Genomic DNA, 18,215 nt, shown 5'->3' on the forward strand with positions numbered 1-18,215 from the left:
ATCGCTCTTTCGTTTATGTCCTCGCCAAACGGCCAAATCGAAAGTCTGGCCTCCTTTGATCGCGGCAAATACGTCGGACGCAGGGTTCGCGGTATTAATCGGCGCCTGCTCCAGTCTTCGTTCGCCTGCAACGCAGTCTTAAAATACTGACGCTCGCGCATCGTGGCGGGAGAGTTAGCCTTGACCTGACGTCACGGGAGCTCCGCAGCTGCCTTGTCGTCACCGTACGGCAAGCGAGCAATTCTACCGCGTCTGTAAAACAAGCGTCACACGAAGCGGTGATAATGGCTGTAGAATTGCTCCTCCTAAGCGCAGTTCAATTGTTGAGCCCCGCCGACGAGGGCGGGTCTCTTCGTTGGGAGGTAGGACCTGTCCAGGAGGCTATCGAGATTGCAACTAGTTCGCAGTAGCAAAACGCTCTCCAGGTCAGATGCAGAAATCCTGCACGCGGTTTTCGACGAGATCTGTTTGAGTATGTCGATCAGCCGACGTTCGGCCGATGCCGAGCGGGTCGCCGACGCAATTCTCGACCTTTATAACGAAGGTGAAATACAAAGTGGCGACCTGACACAAAAGGTGCTGCGTTTCTGGCGCGCCACCTGAATAGGTAGTGCCTCATTCTGCGCCCGTGCCAAGGCATTCGCCACCGCAGCGGCATTGAACGGAGTGCCATCCTGGAATTTAACGCCCGCGCGCAACTTAAACCGCCATGTCGTTGGCGACGTTTGCTCCCAGGCAGTTGCTAATCCAGGTAAAAGACGTCCCCTAGATGCTGCCGGGGACCTTTGTAAATGTAAAAGCATTCGGATGAACGTGGTCGGTGGTCCCGTGAGAGTTGGACTTGATGATACCGAGCTTGATGCGATCACCTTCTGCAAGCCGCGGCTTCGAAAATCGGAAGCAGTTCGAGAAAGCCTTTAAATACGCCAACGAGCAACTGTTGGCACGATCAAGTGGCTAACGCGGCCGGCAACTGCTTGCAGCAACATATCTCCTCAGAAAACGCCTCGATAAGGGTTCGAATGGAGAAATGTCTCGCCATTCTCCGGCTCGTAAGCAGTTTGCCGCCGGACTACACCGAGAATATGTAGTTCGGGCACGCTTGAGCGAAATCCTCTTCGGTGAGATCAACCTTTTTTCTTCTTTATACCGATGGCCCTCCGGCGGAGCGGTGGCCGACGCTTTCCCACCCTCTTCATTCCGTCACCCGACAGAGGTCTCGCACCGATTATCAGGCGACCTTAGCCAGCGCCAAAAGTCCATCGTAAAGCGCTGTAGCCAATGGATCAATACCTGGCATTTCCTCGTGCAACCGGAACGTCGTCGCCACTAGCTTGCCGCGTCCTAGCCGTTTTTCTATCAGGAATGCCGCAGGCTTATGAACCCATCCGATCACGACCCCGGCATGCACGCGACCTTGAAACTCCCAAGGGCGGAATCCGGTCATGACCTGATGTGGAACAACAGTCGTGAAAGACAGATCGAACAGCGGTCCGCCCGGAATATGCGAGAACACTCCGTCACGCCGAAGCCAGGAAAAATTCCCGACCCAGTCTCCGCGCCACATTGATCTATGCCGATTGACAAGATTATAGCCAGGGAATGTGAAATATGGACCGGACTGCATACCGCCAGCTCCGGGATCAATCTGCATGTTCATCGGACCATCGCGCGGTGGCGTGTCGTCGCGAAGACGGCCTGGGGACTTCGAGACAATCTGGAGCACGCGTTGACCAGAGTGGATTGCTTCGACGCGTTCGGCGTCTATATCACCCGTGACAAATACCTCCGCCTGATCGCTCGCAACGTACGCATGCCCTAGCGCTATTAGTCGCGTGGCAATATCGGTGTCATCGGAGGCAAACCGGATTGGTGAAGTGGTGTCACGCGCCGCGTGCATGGCAACAGCTTCGCTGTTATGCGAGAGAATGCTTCCGTCAGGTGCAAAAATCGTGAACTCAGCTGTGCGAATTTCTGGGGTGTGGTTACCCCCGGTTTCCGCCGAGATCGCAAGACTGTAGACCTGCATTGGGGCGACTGAAGGAAGAACTTCTTTTCCCTTTTTGCCACCAAAAGACCATTCCAGTCTGCAGCCCTCAGGTAGCGTCGAGCCTCCAGACGAGATCTTCAGGTCGAAGGATGCGCTATCTCCCGCACGTATTGCATGTCTAACCGCGCCTGGGGCAATGACGACATCGGAATTTACGTTGGGAAGTGCTGATGCGAACACACGCGGATTACGCGCCATGTCCATGAGGCCGTTGCCCTCCCAGTGGACGTCGGTCAGTTCGGTGATGACATAACCGCCAATCGGCGCATGGGTGCGAATGACCTCAATCTCGTATTTCAGGTTCATGTACTGATACCACTGCACTTGCTCGATAAAAGCGCTCAAGTTGCCAAAAATCTGTCCAAGGCCCAGTTCGCGAAACCGTGCTTCTATACCCTGCGGCAGAGCTGTGCCGTCCGCCCAGGTCGCCCCATAGGCCATCCACCATGGGTCCCGCCCGGTCTCGTCGCGAAGGCGGGAGGGATCGGGTAGTCCCCAAACGCCAAACTCAGAAAGGATGAGCGGCTCCCTTTTCGTCCATTGAGCCTCCGGCTCAGAAGAGAAGGTCCAGTCCGCGCCGGAAGCAAATTCGCGGCAGAGCAAGTCCCATTCTTCGCGGCGGTCCGTTGCGGTACGATAGAAATGATAATCGTTGATATCGGTCTTGATATGAACATTCGGAAAACAAGCTGAGTTGTCGACCACCAGGCGAAGTGGATCCTCGGCGCGGAGCCAATCGACCATATCAGAAATCCATCGCCGCTGTTCGGCCGCTTCGCGCAAACGGGTTCCCCAGTCTTCGTTGATGAGCGTCCAGATGACGATTGAGGGGTGATTTCGGTCCCGCTCCAGTATGCCTTCCATCGTGTTGCGCAGACGTATGGCGGACGCCGGTGAGAACGTCTCGACGTTGGGAATTTCGGTCCATATCAAAATGCCGAGCCGATCGGCGACCTCGTAGTAGCGGGGATCGGGAACCTTGATGTGACAGCGCAGGCAGTTCAGCCCCATCGCCTTGGCCTTGCGAACCTGGTCTTCAAGAAGATCGAGCGATGGAGGCGTTCCGAAACCGTCCGGGTAGTAATCTTGGTCGAGAGCGCCGCGCAGATAGAATGGAGCGCCATTAAGGTGGAGAAAACCGTCCCTTGCCTCGAAGCTTCGAAAGCCGAAAGTTTCCGAACGGCCGTCGAGCTCTCTGTCAGAAGACGAAAGCACAAGTTCAATCGAATAAAGATTTGGATCGCTGGGCGACCATGGTTCAACCGCATCAATCGTCAGCGAATGTTGCAGGTTCTGGCCGTCAATAGGCAAGTCGCCGGCGTGAACTGTAGTGCCTTCAGGGCCGACAATTTTGAAACTGAGCGTCCCCACGGTTGTCGTCGAAAGTGCGACTCGAAAGTCCAGCCGCCCTTCTGGCCAGTAAGGATCTAGCCGAACCGTAGTAAAATGGATTGGGTCACGAGCTTCAAGCCGCACGGACTGCCAGATACCGCCTTGGGGGCCATACCAGCTCTGCTTGCCATGAGGAATTTCGGCGAAATCCGCAAACTCTGAAGATCGATGGCCGTCTGGAAGTACCGCAATCACTTCAAGATCGTTTTCCGACCTCAACAGGTTCGTCGGAATGACGAGTTCGAACGGCAGATAGCCGCCCTCATGCCGTCCGATCTCTGTGCCGTTCACCGACACGATGGAAAATTCGCTGACCGCTCCAAAGCACAATACGACCTGTCGCCCTTCCCAATCCTGGGGAACCACGAAGGTGCGCCTGTAGGTGGCGGAACCGAAACTGACTGCGAGATCCTCAAAACATGCCTGCCACGGAGCTGGCACTTTCACCTGTCGCAAACTGCCGTCGCTGTCGTGCCAAAATTGCCATATGCCGTCGAGCGTAATAACGCTTCGAAGCGGCGACTTTGCAAGGCTCGGAGTTGCGGAGTGCGCGTTCATTGGAGTGTCCTTGGATAGAAATTTTTTGATTATGGTCCGGGATACGCGATAACATCGCGTATCCCGGTACAACGCCAACCCCTATTGCGGGGATCGGTGGCGCTTAACGGTTGCGGCGAAGTACTCGCTCAACACCAGATTGCATGGCATCGAGTGCCGCCTGAGGGTCGGTGCTGGTCAGCCACATCGCGTTAAAATCCGTGATCATCGCATTGTAGACCGCCCGCTGGTTCTGGATTTGCGGTAGTGCCGTGGCATTGTTGGTGGTGTCAGCAAATTCAGCGCGATGCGGCAGAGACTTGAATTCTGCTGAACCAAGCACAGACTGGCGGACCGAGAGGTGGCCCGTTCGCGACCATTCGAAGTTGTTGTCATTCAGGAATTTCAGGAAGGCGAGGGCTGCCTGAGTTTTTTCCTCGCTTCGGCCGTCATCCTTGGGGATCACCCACATGTGGCTGTCTGCCCAAACCGCAGGCTTTGCATAAATCTGCGGCACATTTGCGACGCGGTATGTTTTGAGTGCGGCTTTGCCACTTTTTGCTTGCGCGTCGTAATTGTCGACAGCCCAGGTCCCATTGAGGAGTATCCCGGTTTCACCGTTGAGGAACGCCTGTTCGGAGCCAGGATAGTCAAGTGCCGAGTTGGCCAAACCGTCGGAATAGATTGAGGATATCAGTTTGGCGGCGTTCAGGCCCTCAGCGGTGTTGATGCTGGCAGTCTTTCCGTCTGGCGAAATGACATCGACACCTTGTTGCCACATAAGCGAGTCGAAGAAGCGGATCATCATGCCTTCGGAGCTTTGCGATTCCGAGCCGAGATAATACTTGCCCGTTGCCTCCTTAAATTTCTTGCCCTGCTGGACCAACTCTTCCGGTGACTTGGGCAGGATTGGCGAGCCGTCCCCGTTGACAAGGCCGGCCGTCTTCATCAGGTCCATATTGATATGAAACAGTAGCGCGTGAAGGTCGTAGGGAAGCGCGTAAATTTCGTCCTTTGCCGTTGCGTTTTTTAACGCTGCGGGAACGAAATCATCAGTTTTAATTCCAAGGTCGGCCAACGGTTTGCCGAGTGGCGTCAGTAGATCGCGACCGGAAAAGTTTGGCATAACCGATGCGTGCATGACAGCGACGTCGGGAATGTTACCTGTGGAGTAGGTTGCGGTCAGTAGATCGTAATATGTACCCCAGTCGACAGTCTGAGTGACGACCTTAGCGCCGATTGTGTTTTCGGCATTGAATTTGTTGGTCAGGGCGGTGATGATACCGCACTCGCCGTTCGCTTTTGAGACGTCGGTAACGTCGCCATACTCAGTCTTGCAGTCGCCGAAAAACCGGAAAAACGAAATGTCGACGGCTTGGGCCGCTCCTCCCCAGAGCGTGGTCATAAGGGCCGTGGCGAGCGCCAGGCGTTTAGACGTTTTCATCATGTGCATCATATCCTCCTTGTCGATGCGGGTATTCTCACACCGTCCCGGCCTAACCGGGGCGGCCTTCGTTACTTGCCGGCGCTCATGGCGACACCCGCCACAATGAAACGCTGGAAGACCAGAAAGAGAAGAACGATCGGCAGACTAGCAAACACCGCCGATGCCATTACGGCACCAAGCCCTTCGGAAAACGCGAAGTTGCTCTGGATCGAAGCAAGGCCCAGGGTCACCGTGTACATATCTGCCTTGGTCGCCGAGACAAGCGGCCAAAGAAAATCGTTCCAAGCGAAGATAAACGTAAACAGACCTAGCGTCGTTAGGGCAGGGATCGAGAGCGGCAGCATGATCTTTAGGAAGATCGTTAGCCGCGAAGCGTGGTCGATCTCAGCCGCCTCCTCTAGCTCCTTAGGAACGCCACGGAAAAACTGCATCATCAAAAAGACGCCAATGGGGACAGCTACGCGCGGCATCACCAGTGCAAAATAAGTGTTATGCAGGCCCCAACCCGAGACCATCGTGTGCAATGGGATGAACACCGCCTGCTCGGGCACCATAAGTCCGGCGACCATGATCAGAAACAATGTTTTCTTGAACGGGAACTCCAGGCGAGCAAACGCGTAGCCGGCGGTCGATGAGACGATCAGAACGAGGAGGGTCATGGTGACCGAGACGATCAGGCTGTGTACCAGCCAATATGGAACGGTATCGAGCTTTAGCAGGCCTATGTAATTATCTAATGTGAACGGGATTGGCAGGAATCCCGCTGTCGAGCGCATAAGTTCTGCGCTCGGCTTGAGTGACATGGTAACCACCCAGATGACCGGGATAAGCCATAGAACAGCGAAAGCTATTGTTGCGCCGAGAATTAGCAGATCGGTGGCACGGCGTAGGCCGCTGTTGCGGGCTGTCGCCATCACTCGTCTCCCTTACGACCGAGCCAGAGCTGCAGCATCGTGAAGCCTAGCATGAGAACGAACAATCCGAATGACATGGCAGTGGCGTAACCAACTTGCCAATCCCGGAAACTGGTCTCGTAGATGTATTGGACGATTGTACGGGTTCTGTTCGCTGGCCCGCCTTGAGTCATCAAGTGCGTCTGACCAAAAATTTGAAACTGAGCGACGATCTGCAACACCAGGACAAGGAGGATCGTATGCCGGATGGAAGGAAGGGTAATGCTGCGCAACACTGCGAAGCGGCCCGCATGATCGAGTTCGGCGGCTTCGTAAAGTTCGGATGGGATCTGGCTGAGAGCTGCGAGAAACAACGCCATGGGTAAGCCAACACCCCACCAAAGCGTGGTCAAAACGATTGATGGCATGGCGAGCGTCGGGTGGCCAAGAAAGTTGACGGGCGAGACGCCGATCATCCGGAACAGTGGCACCAGCAAGCCATTATCTGCCGACAAAACCATCGACCAGATCAGTGTTACAACGGAGACCGAAAAGACGCTCGACATGAAAAAGATCGACCGCAATATCCCTTTAAATCGACCTTGGCCAAAAACAGCGAGTGCCAATGTCAGTGCCAAGAGAGTCATCGTGGGGACTGTCATGACAACAAACAACAAGGTGTTTCCGACTGTCTTCCAGAAGACAGAGTCTGTCCAAAGGTCTTGGTAGTTCAAGAGACCGACAAACTCGCGATAGTCTCCGGCCAGCTCCCAGTCGTGAAGACTGATCCAAAGTCCCTTGAAAAACGGGTAAACCAGGAACGTGACGTAGATAATGAAGAATGGGGCTAGAAATGCGTAGCCGGTCAATGCATCTCTGCGGCGAACCGCCGCCTGGCTTGTGATGCTCATTCCTTTACCCCCGCATGCCGGGTGATAGAGACTGTGTTCGTATCGAATACGTGTCGGGTTCCTTGCCCTATTGCGAACAAGCAAGGCGATCCGATCGTGGGCGCGCTGCCGCCTCGTTGTTCCGCAACGATTGAGGTCCCGTCGTCGAGGGTCGCATAGATAAGTTGCATCGAGCCGAGTTGTTCGATGACATCGACGATGCCTTGAAGGGGGCCGTCGTCAGCTGGGGTGAGCAACTCCGGCCGTAGGCCAAGAGTGACCTTGTCTCCGGGGTTAGTCGACCCCGCAACCACTTGGACCGTCAGTCGGGCACCGCCGGCACAGATCAACTCGGCGGTTTCACCATCAACCGCGTGCACTGTGGCGGGCAATAGGTTAATGCGTGGCGCTCCGAGAAAGCCGGCCACGAACGAATTGACAGGACGCTCATACAGTTCAATGGGCGCTCCCACTTGCTCGATCTGCCCAGCTCTCAATACGACGATCCGGTCGGCCATCGTCATAGCCTCGGTTTGATCATGGGTGACGTAGATCATGGTCGCGGAAAGACGGTGGTGAAGTTTGGCGATCTCTGTTCGCATCGAAACGCGAAGGGCAGCATCGAGGTTGGAGAGTGGCTCGTCGAACAGGAAAACACCAGGCTCACGCATGATGGCTCGGCCGATGGCCACGCGCTGACGCTGGCCACCCGACATCGCCTTCGGTTTTCTATCGAGATAGGGATCGAGTTGGAGGATGGAAGACGCTTTGGCGATGCGTTCGGCGATTTGGCCTTTCGGCGTGCCGATGTTGCGCAGACCAAATGCCATATTCTCCCGGGCCGTCATATGCGGGTAGAGCGCATAATTCTGAAACACCATCGCGACGCCGCGATCGCGCGCAGCGATGTCGTTGACCCGCTGCTCCCCAATCAAGATGTCGCCCCCAGATATGGTCTCGAAGCCTGCTATCATCCGCAGCAGCGTTGACTTGCCGCAGCCAGACGGCCCGACAAACACGACAAACTCGCCGTCGGCAATCTTTAGTGATACGTCGCGTATGACGCTAATTGCGCCGAAATTTTTTGACACCCCTTGTAGGGAAACCTCCGCCATCCACTCCTCCTCGAGTGTTTAGTGATATTTTCATTTCTATAACTAATATTATTAGCAAGGGCAAGGGTGTGACCTTGTTGGCAGCTAAATATTCATGTTATGCGGGGTCGTTATATAAGAGGGGTGCCTTGTGACCAAAAAAGCAACCATGTCCGACATCGCTGCGGCTTGCGGGGTGTCCCAGGCGACGGTGTCATTGGTCTTAAATAATTCGCCGGGAACGCGCATATCTGCCGCGACACGGGAGGCTGTGCTCTCCAAGGCCGCTGAAATTGGCTATAATACCGGACCGCGTCGTCTGGAGCGTCGCCCACTCATCGCAATGATGATCAATGATGTTTCAAGCTCTCCGCACGTCGCGGGGCTCATAGAAGGCGTTGCGGAAGCCGCAAATGAGCTTGGTTTCCTGGTATCAGTTATGCCGACCGCTGGAAACGAGGAGACTGAGCATGCGGCACTTGATCATTTGGCTACACTCCCGGTGATCGGCGTCATCTACGCTAGGCTTATTACGCAGCAGGTGTCCGTTCCAGCCAGACTGTCGGAATGGCCAACCGTGCTTCTCAACTGTTATACATCGGACGGGCCTTTCCCAAGCGTGGTACCCGGTGATCTTGTGGCGGGCATGAAAGCGACGCTATCTTTGATCGACGCCGGACACACGCGGATCGCTTACATTGGTGGAGAGGATTCGATCGAGGCCTCGCGGGAGCGCATTAAAGGCTATCGCCGAGCTCTTATGATGCGCGACATACCTTTCGACAGTGCATTGGTACTCAAAGGAGGGTGGACCATAACGGGAGGCTACAATGCTTTTAAGCGGCTTCAAACGTTGAATGAGCCACCAACGGCTATTTGCTGTTTTTGCGATCGAACTGCTATGGGTGTCTATGCTGCTGCGGCTGAAGCAAGGCTTTCGATCCCCGACGATATTTCGGTGATTGGATTTGACAATGAATCGTACACAGCCGACATGCTCCCACCATTGACGACAATGGAACTTCCGCACGCTGACATGGCGCATTACGCGGTTGAAAAGCTCGCGGAATTGTTGTTGAAGCCACGGTTGAAACGCGACAACCAGAAAATGAAATTTGAATGCGAAATTATCGAGCGCAAATCGGTCGCCCCGATTAGCCCGTTAAAGCAGTAAACCCTCGCGTGCGTGTCAGAGCGGCTTGCTCAGCTGAGTTTTGAAAACATCGCTACAGCAAAGCAAGGAGTGTGGCCGAACCCGTCCCTCAATCGTTGGTCGCCTGATAGGAAGCGATGGCAGCAGCCAGCTTTTCGGCTCTTTTCAGATTGTTAGGATCGGCCAGGAGGAATTCCGACACCAGCTCTTCGATCAGAACCATGGCCGAAACGCTGCTGCTGGAAATTACCGGATGCTGCGCCGGCGCCCGCAGGAGGTCATCCGCATATCGCGCGCCCGGCGAGGCGCTGGAATCGGTCAGCGTCACGATACGGGCGCCGTTGTCGCGGGCATAGCGGACCATATCGACTACATCTCGCGAGTAACGCGGGAAAGAGATCGCAACCAGCACATGGCCCTCGGTTACCGACATCAACCGTGCGGCGGCCGATTCCGTGGCGCCGTACTGTGCGACGTTGACGACGTTCTCCCTGTAAGGCTGCAAGGCAAGCGTCAGCATCGTCGCCAGATGCGCACTGAAGCCGAACCCGATCGCATAGACGCGTGTCGCCGACGCGAGCGTTTTTGCAATGGATCGGACAAGCTCCGCCGTCTGCAGGTCGCGTAGCGACGCGATATGGAGTTCGGCTGCGGCAATGCTCATATCGACAGCATTGCTCCGCTGTTGCTCGTCGCGCATCGTTGCGTTCAGTTTTGCCACAGGCGCGATTAGCTCGCAGACTGTTTGGCCCCCGGTGGAGCGGAATTCAGCATAGTTTCCCAAGCCGAGTACCGGACCTCGATGCGGCGCTGTCCTGGGCGGCGCGCAGCCCTTCGGCTTCCCACGGGGCTACCGAAGTGCGCCCCGTGCAGCATCTGCCCACCCAACGCTAAGCGGTGGACGGCAGCCTTCAAGTACACGGGCGGCGGGCGGCGGAGAACGCTGCCCGCACCTCCTATGGGCGACTCCTGGCGGATCTAGCTCAAGCATAACGCGACGTGGCGGCAGCTGAAGATGCGGTCGCGGAGGGTCTCTGCCCAAGCGCTCGACATCTGGCCCACGAAAGGCGTGCCGGGCCAGCCCCAATGCCTGGCTGATGGTGGCGGCGCAAAAACGGCTGCGCGATGGCGCGCAGGCGCGGAAAACACGCGAACAAGCGACCAGCAGCCTCCTGGTGCTGACACCGACAGAAACCGAGGAAATACCCATGATTGCCGACGAGCGGCCGCCTGTCGTCATAAGCGCTTGGTTCGCCGGTGGCTGTTCTGTCGGCCGAAAATGTTTTAGGCTCTGTCCAAATGGCAGCTCTAGCCGCGTCAGTGTTGCAGAGCCGGATGATCCGCCTCAGTAACCAAGGGACCCAAAATGCAGTACATGATGATTTTTTATGAGAATGAGGCCGAGTTCGCCAAGATCGACAACCCCGAACAAGCCGGACCCTATTGGGGGGCCTGGAACGCCTATATCGGCGCCCTGTACGAAGCGGGTGTGGTGATCAAGGGCGATGCGCTGAGGCCGCCCTCCACGGCTACCACGGTGCGCCTTCAAGCCGGTAAACGCCTGGTGCAGGACGGGCCGGTGGCCGCTACTAAGGAACAGCTGGCCGGTTACGTCGTGATCGAGGTTCCGGATCTCGATGCGGCGCTGTCCTGGGCGGCGCGCAGCCCTGCGGCTTCCAACGGGGCTACCGAAGTGCGCCCCGTGCTGCCTCCGCCCAACCAAGGCTAAGCGGTGGACGGTAGCCTTCACGAAAACGGGCGGCGGGCGGCGGAGAACGCTGCCCGCACCTCCTATGGGCGTCTTATCGCGTATCTTGCGCGGCAATGGCGGGACGTGGCCGCAGCCGAAGACGCCCTCGCCGGGGCGTTTGCCCGGGCGCTCGACATCTGGCCTACACAAGGCGTGCCGGCCAACCCCGATGCCTGGCTGATGGTAGCGGCGCGCAACCGGCTGCGCGATGGAGCGCGGGCGCGGAAATCACGCGAACAAACGACCAACAGCCTCTTGGTGCTGACACCGACAGAAACCGAGGAAATGCCCGTGATTGCCGACAAGCGGTTGGAGCTGATGTTTGTGTGCGCCCACCCGGTAATCGATGCTGCCGCCCGCACGCCGCTGATGCTGCAAAGCGTGCTCGGACTGACGGCCGAGCGCATCGCCTCTTCGTTCCTTGTTTCGCCCGATACGATGGGACGGCGGCTGAGCCGGGCCAAAGCGCGCATCAAGCACACGGGGGTAGCCTTTGAGGTGCCAGAGATAGACGAGCTAGGTGAGCGCATGGGCGATGTGCTCGACGCGATCTACGCCGCTTATGGGCAGGGCTGGGACAGCACAGGTAGCGACGACCAGACACGCAAGGGGCTGACCGAAGAAGCGATCTGGCTGGCGCGGGTGCTGGTGGAGCTGAGGCCAGACGACGCCGAGGCGCTGGGACTTTTAGCGCTGATGCTGTTTTGCGAAAGCCGCAGCGCCGCGCGGCGGGTGGAGGGGCGCTATGTGCCGCTGGCCAAGCAGGATATGGCGCTCTGGAATCTGCCGATGGCACGCGAGGCTGAGGACAAATTGCGAACTGCCGGTGGACTCAAGCAGCTAGGGCGTTTCCAGCTCGAGGCGGCGATCCAGTCGGTGCTGGTGCAATCGCGCCTGACGGGCGCGGACTTGCGCCTGCCGGCGTGGACGCTGCATGGGCTATTGGCGCAGAAGGCACCCACGATCGGCAATCTGGTGGGGCTGGCTGCAGCCACGGCCGAGGTGAATGGCCCTGAAGCGGGTCTTCATGAACTGGCACTGCTGCCCGAAGCGATGACGGGGGACTACCAGCCGTTCTTTGCACTTAAGGCGCAATTGCTGCAGCAGCTGGGCGCCGACCGACATGCCACCGCAACGGCTTTCAGGCGGGCCATCGGCTTGACGGAGGATGGGGCTGTGCGCGCATATCTCATTGGCAAGTCCACGCAACAGATTGGTTGACCAACAGAACAGGCGAAGAACTGTCATTCCCTCGGGTTTGAGGGGTGGTCGGTAGACGCCGTTCCGTTCAACTGGTTGGAAAAGAATTTTCGTCGAGGTGGCGGGTCTAAGGAGAACCCTCAAGCCTCTCTAGTATTCTTATGGCCGACGTGGAAACCAAACACCCCAGGTCACTGTTCTCAGCGCACCCCTTTACCTGTCATTCTTGGTGTCGTCGCGATCCTCAAAATGCTATTTTCTCCAAGAGGAGCATGGGGATTGGCCGACAGCGGTAAAAAAACATTTTCTCTGCGGGCGGTCTTAAGCCCTTGAAGAGCATCTTCCATCCAAAACAGCCTCTTCGATTAGCCAAATTAACCAATTGTTGGACTTCGTTCGAATTCGCTTGCCTTCATAAATCGGCACCCAATTGCTGCGAAGCGTTCCGTCCTGGTCACTGGGCCGGCGTAAGTTCCATAAATATGCTTATCGTCCAAAATTCTCGTAAGGTATTGATTTGCAACAAAGAATACATTGCTTTCGGGGCTTTTTTTAAGTGCCGTCGGCTCCTATCAGGTGACCATCAGAAAGAGGGCCCCCTTTCTGGCCAGATATGGGGCATGCGGACTTATCGATGTTGCAGGGAGACACCTGAATGACGAAAATTTCTACGGCGAGTGCGAATGGACAAACGCCGATATCGACAGGGGGCATCTGAGGCAGCTACGTGAAAACGAGATACGGCGGAGGATCGGCCTGAAAACATTTCTTGCTCTTCAGCAAGGCTGGTTTTTCAACTCACCTGAACGATTTTGCAAAAGATGAAACACGGCGCGTTCACCTCCTGACGCCTGAGGATATCGTTCGACCCAATAGGAGAACGATTGAGCGCACAAAGCGGAAAGGCTTTTACGAAACCACAATTGGAACTTTGGTCGGCGAGGCCTTGACGCGGTTATAGAGGTCGACGACATCCTGATTGATCATGCGTACACAGCCCGAAGATGCCTGAGTGCCGATCGTCCACCATTCTGGGGAACCGTGCACACGATACCCGGTATCGTTACCGTCCTTGTAGATATAATGCGCGCGGGCGCCGAGAGGGTTGTCCAGGCCGCCCGGCTGGCCGCCGGTCCATTTCACGAGCTCCGGCTTGCGCGCGACCATTTCCTTGGGTGGCGTCCAGGTCGGCCACTCCTTCGTGTACTGAATCTGCGCGCGGCCATTCCATTCAAAGCCCGCCTTGCCAATGCCGACGCCGTAACGGATCGCTTCCCCCCCTTCCTGTACCCAGTAGAGATACCGTTCGCTCAGCCGCACCACGATCGTGCCCGGTGCCTCACCGGTCGGATCGAGGACGATCTGACGACGGAACTCCGGCTTGATCTTCCGGAACGGAATTGCCGGGATGACGAAGCCCTTATCGATCAATGCGGCATACATGCTGCTATTGTCGGTGATGTTACTGTCGACGCTGATCGGTGGCACCGGTCGAATTGACCCGGTCGCCATGCGGTCAACGCCGCCAGACGGCATACCACCGGATGGCTCGATTGGTCCCAGTGAGGGGAATTCGAGCACTTGAGAGCAACCCGAGGCGCCAAGCAAGGTCATGGCGCCAAGGCCCGATAACATGGCGCGGCGGGTGACGACGTGGGTGGATCCGATTACGGCGGCACCGGGCGGCAGAGCCTGATCTTGCGGTTTACGCATGCACATTCAACCCCAAAATGAACCGTTGGCGTCATACCATACGGATAGGGCAGTGTGACAACTCATGGTTAACAAGGCGTGAACCTGTTGCCTTACCCACGCCGCCAGTGGGGAGAACCACAATTCCTCTTGTGCGCCGGCCGCCGTGATTTCGACTGAGGCAAGGCTCAAAGGACCATCCTGCATCGCGGCCCGCGTTGGGGCTGCCGAAGGTGCCGTTTGGGGATACGAGGGCAACGCCTGGCCAGTGCAGCGTCGCTGCGGCCAGACAGGATCCGCCTTACACTTTGGAAATCGATGGCGGGAGTTCGTCCATTCCAGGCGCCTCGTCCACGCGGATAGGCGAACGGGAGATCTTCCGGGTGCCGACAGGGCGTGGCGACGAGTTCGCCCATGGCTCGCCGGGCAGTCCCGACAGCCGCGAACGGCCAACGATGGGCGTCAAGGCTCGGGAAATTTACATACCCGATCTGCACATCGACACGGTGAAGGTGAAAAGCCGGAATTTTCAATGATTTACGCTGTTAAAGCGCGGGTCGCCGGTTCAATTCCCATCAAGGCGACCAACGCAGGGGGTTCGATGTCTCAAAGTCTGCCGATAACGTTAAGCATAACGTCGTGATCGGACATCGCCGAAATGTAAGAGATGACGAGTTAGATGACACCGCCCTTGAGGCGCACACCTATGCCGCCCTGAACCATTTCACCTGCATCCTCAAACACAATGCCGGCCGCTTCGAACGTGAAGCGTACAAGTTTCAAGTTGCTTTCACGCATTTCACCACCGCGTTCGAAGGCACGGATTGAGACAGCGCTTATGGCCGTACGGTCGGCCAGTTCGGCTTGTGTCCAGTCCAAAAGGGCCCGAGCAGCCCGGCATTGAGCGGATTTAATCAAGTAAACCTTCTTTTTTCGAAAGTTAGGTATTGAAAACAAAACTTAGTGATGTTATACATGCCTATCTTATCTTTAGGGTGGCTATGTTGCAATGATTCGCAGCTAGAGCCGTGGCCGTTATACGCTGTCGTTGCTCGTGCGCGGATGTGGCTCATAGGAGGCTAGTGTCGCGTTCGCGTGCGCCCCGTTTAAAGGAAGTCGAACCTACGATGGAACTACGCCAACTCACCTACTTCGTTGCGGTCGCTGAGGAACTGCATTTTGGCAGGGCCGCAGCACGGGTGCATATTGCCCAGCCGGCGTTGTCCACCCAGATCCAGGCGCTGGAGCGGGAGTTGGGCGTGCAGCTCTTTATCCGTTCCACACGGCGTGTCGAGCTGACGGTAGCAGGTCAGACCTTCTATGACCGGTCTGTGCGGATCTTGAGCGATATCGACATGAGCGCGCAGGCGACGCGCTCGGCTGCTGGCAAGTCCGTGCGCAAGATTAAAATCGGCACCATCTATCCGGCCACCATCGGCGTGCTGCCGGCCTTCCTGTCGAAGATCGCAAAAAAATATCCCGACATCCAGCTGCAGATCCAAAGCGGCTCAACCAGCGACATCATCCGTGGTCTGGAATCTGGCCAGATCAACCTCGGCTTCATCCGGCCGGTGGAGAATATTGGCAGCCTGCGGTTCTTCTCGATGGCGAATGACGAGTATCTTTTGGCCGTCGCCAGGGACAGCCGGCTTGCTGCAATGGCCGAGATCGGCATTGAGGATCTGCGTGATCAGAAGATCATCTCGTTCTCGCGCCAGAACCTCTCCTATACCGAACGCTATTTCGCGGAGATGTTTGCCGAGCATGATCTAGCCCGCAACATCGCGTATAGTTGCGACGACACATTTGCGTTAATTTCGCTGGTATCGGCCGGTCTCGGCATTGGCTTTGCGCCGCAATGGACGAGAGATTTCCCCAACCGTAATTTCGAGCTCCGAAAGGTGAGGGGAGTGGATTTCAGGATTGGGATGGGGGTTGCCTGGAACATGGAGGATCCGACGTCCTCGCGCGACGATATCATCGACATTGCCCGCTCGCTGGTAAGGCCGCAGAGACGCCTCGCAGCGGAACTTTCATATTGATACGTTGATGTAAAGCGCCGGGTAACCTTCGACGATCACCGACGCTTCAGGCGGGGGGACGATGATGTCCGCGGGCTCCGAACCTAGCCGCTCCACTTAGGTTTTCTCTTGGCTCCCTGCCGGACCATTTGACCGCCGGCGCCGGGATTGTACAGCAGGTTGCCAGCCATCGTCCGACCCATAACATATGTGATCTGAGCAACGGTAGATACAGGCAGTGGCTTCAGCGGTTGGCTTTGCTTCAATGAATGAGCCAGTTTGTCATCGGCTCAATCCCAACCCTTTCGAACGTGACAGCTCCTGTTTGAGGGTATGGTCTCGAGAGAGTTCGGCCATCCGGGTGCGCTCGACGATGCGCGCAACATTGATGATTTTGTCAGCCTGCTTCATCAGCTCGGCATTGCGGCTGAGCTCTGGTGCAAAGTTGCGTGGATCGGAGTGTCCGAACCGCTGGTGCAAGGCATCATTGACGATCTTTGCCTCATCCAGCGCCTGCTTGCCATCCGCTGTTGATCGCAGGTGATCGATCCAGCGATCGCGCTGCGTGACCGCGACGGAATCGATCTGGGAAAGAAGCTCGGCGCTTTTGCCTGTCAGACCCGGCACCTTGACCGTATCGCGCTTTTCTCTGACCCACGTCTCGGCGCTGCGTTCTTCCTGCAGGCGCCGGTGCCATGTGCCTGCCGATGCCTCGACATGTGCAGCCACCGACCGCGCAAACCGGTGCGCCTGCTTGCGGTCTTTGTTGTCACCGAACAATCCGGTCTTGCCGCGCAGATCTCCAAACTGCTGGGGTCGCTCGACAAGCGCTTTGCCGAGTGCCCTGCCGTCGCCTTTCTGTTCGATGATCGCGATGCGCAGCCGGTCTGTGACCTCGCCGGGATTGGTAAAAACGAGCTCGGCAACGGACTGTACCGACTGCCAATGCCTGTCGAACGCCGGCATGGCGTTGGCGCGGGCAACATCCTCGATGCTGCGATCATAATCCCTGACAGCAGGCACGAGCGGTGCGGGCTTCTCGAGGGCCGACCGCTGACCATCTCGGCCATCTTCGCCGGCGCGATCAGAGCCAATCCGGTCGCCAACACCGCCGTGCTCGCCCCATACCTCGCCCTGAATGTCGCCTGCTGGATCCCCAGCAGCGAGACGATAATCCTGCCCTTGGTTTACGTTACGCCCGAGAGCGATCTCACTCGCGACGGCAACCCGGGCGGCAATACCGCGCCGGGCGGCAAAGTCGCTGGTGTAGTCGAGCGTCGTTTCTTTCGTGCCGTCCCGGCTAAGGCGTTGGCCAAGACGTTGCACGGCTAGCTCGTCACCCGTTCTGACCAGCCATGAATGACGCTCTGTTGTTTGGCCATCCGGCAGCCGGACCGATTGCGATCCATTGTGCTCAAGGCCAATCCGGTCTCCGGCTTTCGCTCCGCTCGCCGCCAACGCCCGCTCGAGATCCACACCCCAGGTCGTCTGCTTTTTGCCTCCATCTGTCTCCAGCGTTACAAAATAGCTGTCGCGGTTTTGTGGATCCTGTCCATACGGGGCCTTGCCATTTTCGACCAGGCGGCCAGCCTTGCGACCGGCGAACTCGTGACCATCAACGTAAAGCCGCACATTGTCGCGATGCCGCGTCATGGCAACGTAAGTCAAATGCCGGTCCATGGTTTCTGAGGCGAGTACGAAGCTTTTGTCGACGGTTGCGCCCTGCGTCTTGTGGATCGTCGTCGCATAGCCGTGGTCAAAGGCCTGGTAGCTTTTTACGGGTATGGAGACGGTACGGTTATGCTCCTGACCGGATAAAGCACCACCGTCGGGCCGAACCTGTATTGCATCCGGCTCGACGGTCTGCACCGTTCCAAGCATGCCGTTCCTGACACCAAGATCGCGGTTGTTTTCCAAAAATACGATCCGGTCTCCCGCCGCAAATGATCGCTTGCCGTCATTCGTCTGGTACGTCAATTCACGGCCGAGGCGGCCGGGTTCTTCTCCGCGGTGGCCATCGCCTCCAGGTCCTACACTTTCTCCCCGCGCCAGCGCGCCCTTGTCTTGCATGGCGCGCCGGATCCTTGCGTTGAGAG

Annotated in this window: 17 protein-coding genes; 6 read left to right on the top strand and 11 right to left on the bottom strand. The window is 57.1% G+C overall.

Features of this window, described 5'->3' with window-relative positions; genetic code table 11:
* Window positions 1-390 precede the first annotated feature (390 nt).
* Window positions 391-603: a hypothetical protein gene (locus tag ACP7E6_RS28460; RefSeq protein WP_426233432.1), complete on the top strand. Its 213-nt coding sequence runs from the start codon at window positions 391-393 to the stop codon at window positions 601-603.
* Here ACP7E6_RS28460 and ACP7E6_RS28465 read toward each other — a convergent pair.
* The 6 genes from ACP7E6_RS28465 to ACP7E6_RS28490 form a co-directional block, all read right to left on the bottom strand.
* Window positions 534-803 (bottom strand): ABC transporter substrate-binding protein, encoded by a 270-nt coding sequence (locus tag ACP7E6_RS28465; protein ID WP_426233430.1) that lies wholly within the window; start codon window positions 801-803, stop codon window positions 534-536. The genes ACP7E6_RS28460 and ACP7E6_RS28465 overlap by 70 nt on opposite strands.
* A 428-nt stretch (window positions 804-1,231) precedes the next feature.
* Window positions 1,232-4,000: a glycoside hydrolase family 2 protein gene (locus ACP7E6_RS28470; RefSeq protein WP_426233407.1), complete on the bottom strand. Its 2,769-nt coding sequence runs from the start codon at window positions 3,998-4,000 to the stop codon at window positions 1,232-1,234.
* Window positions 4,001-4,103: 103 nt separating this feature from the next.
* Complete coding sequence (locus ACP7E6_RS28475) at window positions 4,104-5,432, bottom strand: extracellular solute-binding protein (RefSeq protein WP_426233409.1); 1,329 nt, start codon at window positions 5,430-5,432, stop codon at window positions 4,104-4,106.
* Window positions 5,433-5,494: 62 nt separating this feature from the next.
* Complete coding sequence (locus tag ACP7E6_RS28480) at window positions 5,495-6,340, bottom strand: carbohydrate ABC transporter permease (protein WP_426233410.1); 846 nt, start codon at window positions 6,338-6,340, stop codon at window positions 5,495-5,497.
* Entirely contained in the window at window positions 6,340-7,230 is an 891-nt protein-coding gene (locus ACP7E6_RS28485; RefSeq protein WP_426233411.1) for a carbohydrate ABC transporter permease, read from the bottom strand. The genes ACP7E6_RS28480 and ACP7E6_RS28485 overlap by 1 nt, the downstream gene beginning before the upstream one ends.
* The gene (locus ACP7E6_RS28490; RefSeq protein WP_426233413.1) at window positions 7,227-8,324 is read right to left on the bottom strand and encodes an ABC transporter ATP-binding protein; all 1,098 of its coding nucleotides are present in this window, start codon (window positions 8,322-8,324) and stop codon (window positions 7,227-7,229) included. Before ACP7E6_RS28490 ends, ACP7E6_RS28485 begins: the two co-directional genes overlap by 4 nt.
* Before the next feature lie 130 nt (window positions 8,325-8,454).
* On the opposite strand from ACP7E6_RS28490, the gene ACP7E6_RS28495 reads away from it, so the two are divergent.
* Window positions 8,455-9,477, top strand: coding sequence for a LacI family DNA-binding transcriptional regulator (locus tag ACP7E6_RS28495; protein WP_426233415.1), 1,023 nt, complete (start codon window positions 8,455-8,457; stop codon window positions 9,475-9,477).
* Between the two features lie 88 nt (window positions 9,478-9,565).
* Here the strand turns inward: ACP7E6_RS28495 and ACP7E6_RS28500 are convergent, their stop codons facing one another.
* Window positions 9,566-10,177, bottom strand: a complete 612-nt coding sequence (locus tag ACP7E6_RS28500) for a MurR/RpiR family transcriptional regulator (protein WP_426233416.1) — start codon at window positions 10,175-10,177, stop codon at window positions 9,566-9,568.
* A gap of 645 nt (window positions 10,178-10,822) precedes the next feature.
* Between ACP7E6_RS28500 and ACP7E6_RS28505 the strand changes: the two genes are divergently transcribed.
* Window positions 10,823-11,185, top strand: coding sequence for a YciI family protein (locus ACP7E6_RS28505; protein ID WP_426233418.1), 363 nt, complete (start codon window positions 10,823-10,825; stop codon window positions 11,183-11,185).
* Window positions 11,186-11,188: 3 nt separating this feature from the next.
* Window positions 11,189-12,427 carry an RNA polymerase sigma factor gene (locus tag ACP7E6_RS28510; RefSeq protein WP_426233419.1) on the top strand — a complete coding sequence of 413 codons (1,239 nt, stop codon included), beginning with the start codon at window positions 11,189-11,191 and terminating at the stop codon, window positions 12,425-12,427.
* 179 nt (window positions 12,428-12,606) lie between these two features.
* Here ACP7E6_RS28510 and ACP7E6_RS28515 read toward each other — a convergent pair whose 3' ends face one another.
* Window positions 12,607-12,753 carry a hypothetical protein gene (locus tag ACP7E6_RS28515; RefSeq protein ID WP_426233421.1) on the bottom strand — a complete coding sequence of 49 codons (147 nt, stop codon included), beginning with the start codon at window positions 12,751-12,753 and terminating at the stop codon, window positions 12,607-12,609.
* A 562-nt stretch (window positions 12,754-13,315) separates the two neighbouring features.
* A complete protein-coding gene (locus ACP7E6_RS28520; RefSeq protein ID WP_426233423.1) occupies window positions 13,316-14,119 on the bottom strand; it encodes a L,D-transpeptidase in 804 nt (267 codons plus the stop codon).
* Between the two features lie 287 nt (window positions 14,120-14,406).
* On the opposite strand from ACP7E6_RS28520, the gene ACP7E6_RS28525 reads away from it, so the two are divergent.
* On the top strand, window positions 14,407-14,634 hold the full coding sequence (locus ACP7E6_RS28525; protein WP_426233434.1) for a hypothetical protein: 228 nt from the start codon (window positions 14,407-14,409) through the stop codon (window positions 14,632-14,634).
* Window positions 14,635-14,773: 139 nt separating this feature from the next.
* Here ACP7E6_RS28525 and ACP7E6_RS28530 read toward each other — a convergent pair whose 3' ends face one another.
* Window positions 14,774-15,016 carry a helix-turn-helix domain-containing protein gene (locus ACP7E6_RS28530; RefSeq protein ID WP_426233424.1) on the bottom strand — a complete coding sequence of 81 codons (243 nt, stop codon included), beginning with the start codon at window positions 15,014-15,016 and terminating at the stop codon, window positions 14,774-14,776.
* A 209-nt stretch (window positions 15,017-15,225) separates the two neighbouring features.
* Here ACP7E6_RS28530 and ACP7E6_RS28535 point away from each other — a divergent pair, with 209 nt between their 5' ends.
* The gene (locus ACP7E6_RS28535; protein ID WP_426233425.1) at window positions 15,226-16,140 is read left to right on the top strand and encodes a LysR family transcriptional regulator; all 915 of its coding nucleotides are present in this window, start codon (window positions 15,226-15,228) and stop codon (window positions 16,138-16,140) included.
* 261 nt (window positions 16,141-16,401) lie between these two features.
* Here ACP7E6_RS28535 and ACP7E6_RS28540 read toward each other — a convergent pair.
* A partial coding sequence (locus ACP7E6_RS28540; protein WP_426233426.1) for a BID domain-containing protein occupies window positions 16,402-18,215 on the bottom strand: 1,814 nt, incomplete at its 5' end.

Source organism: Pararhizobium sp. DWP3-4 (genome assembly GCF_049898205.1).
Classification (GTDB): domain Bacteria; phylum Pseudomonadota; class Alphaproteobacteria; order Rhizobiales; family Rhizobiaceae; genus Pararhizobium.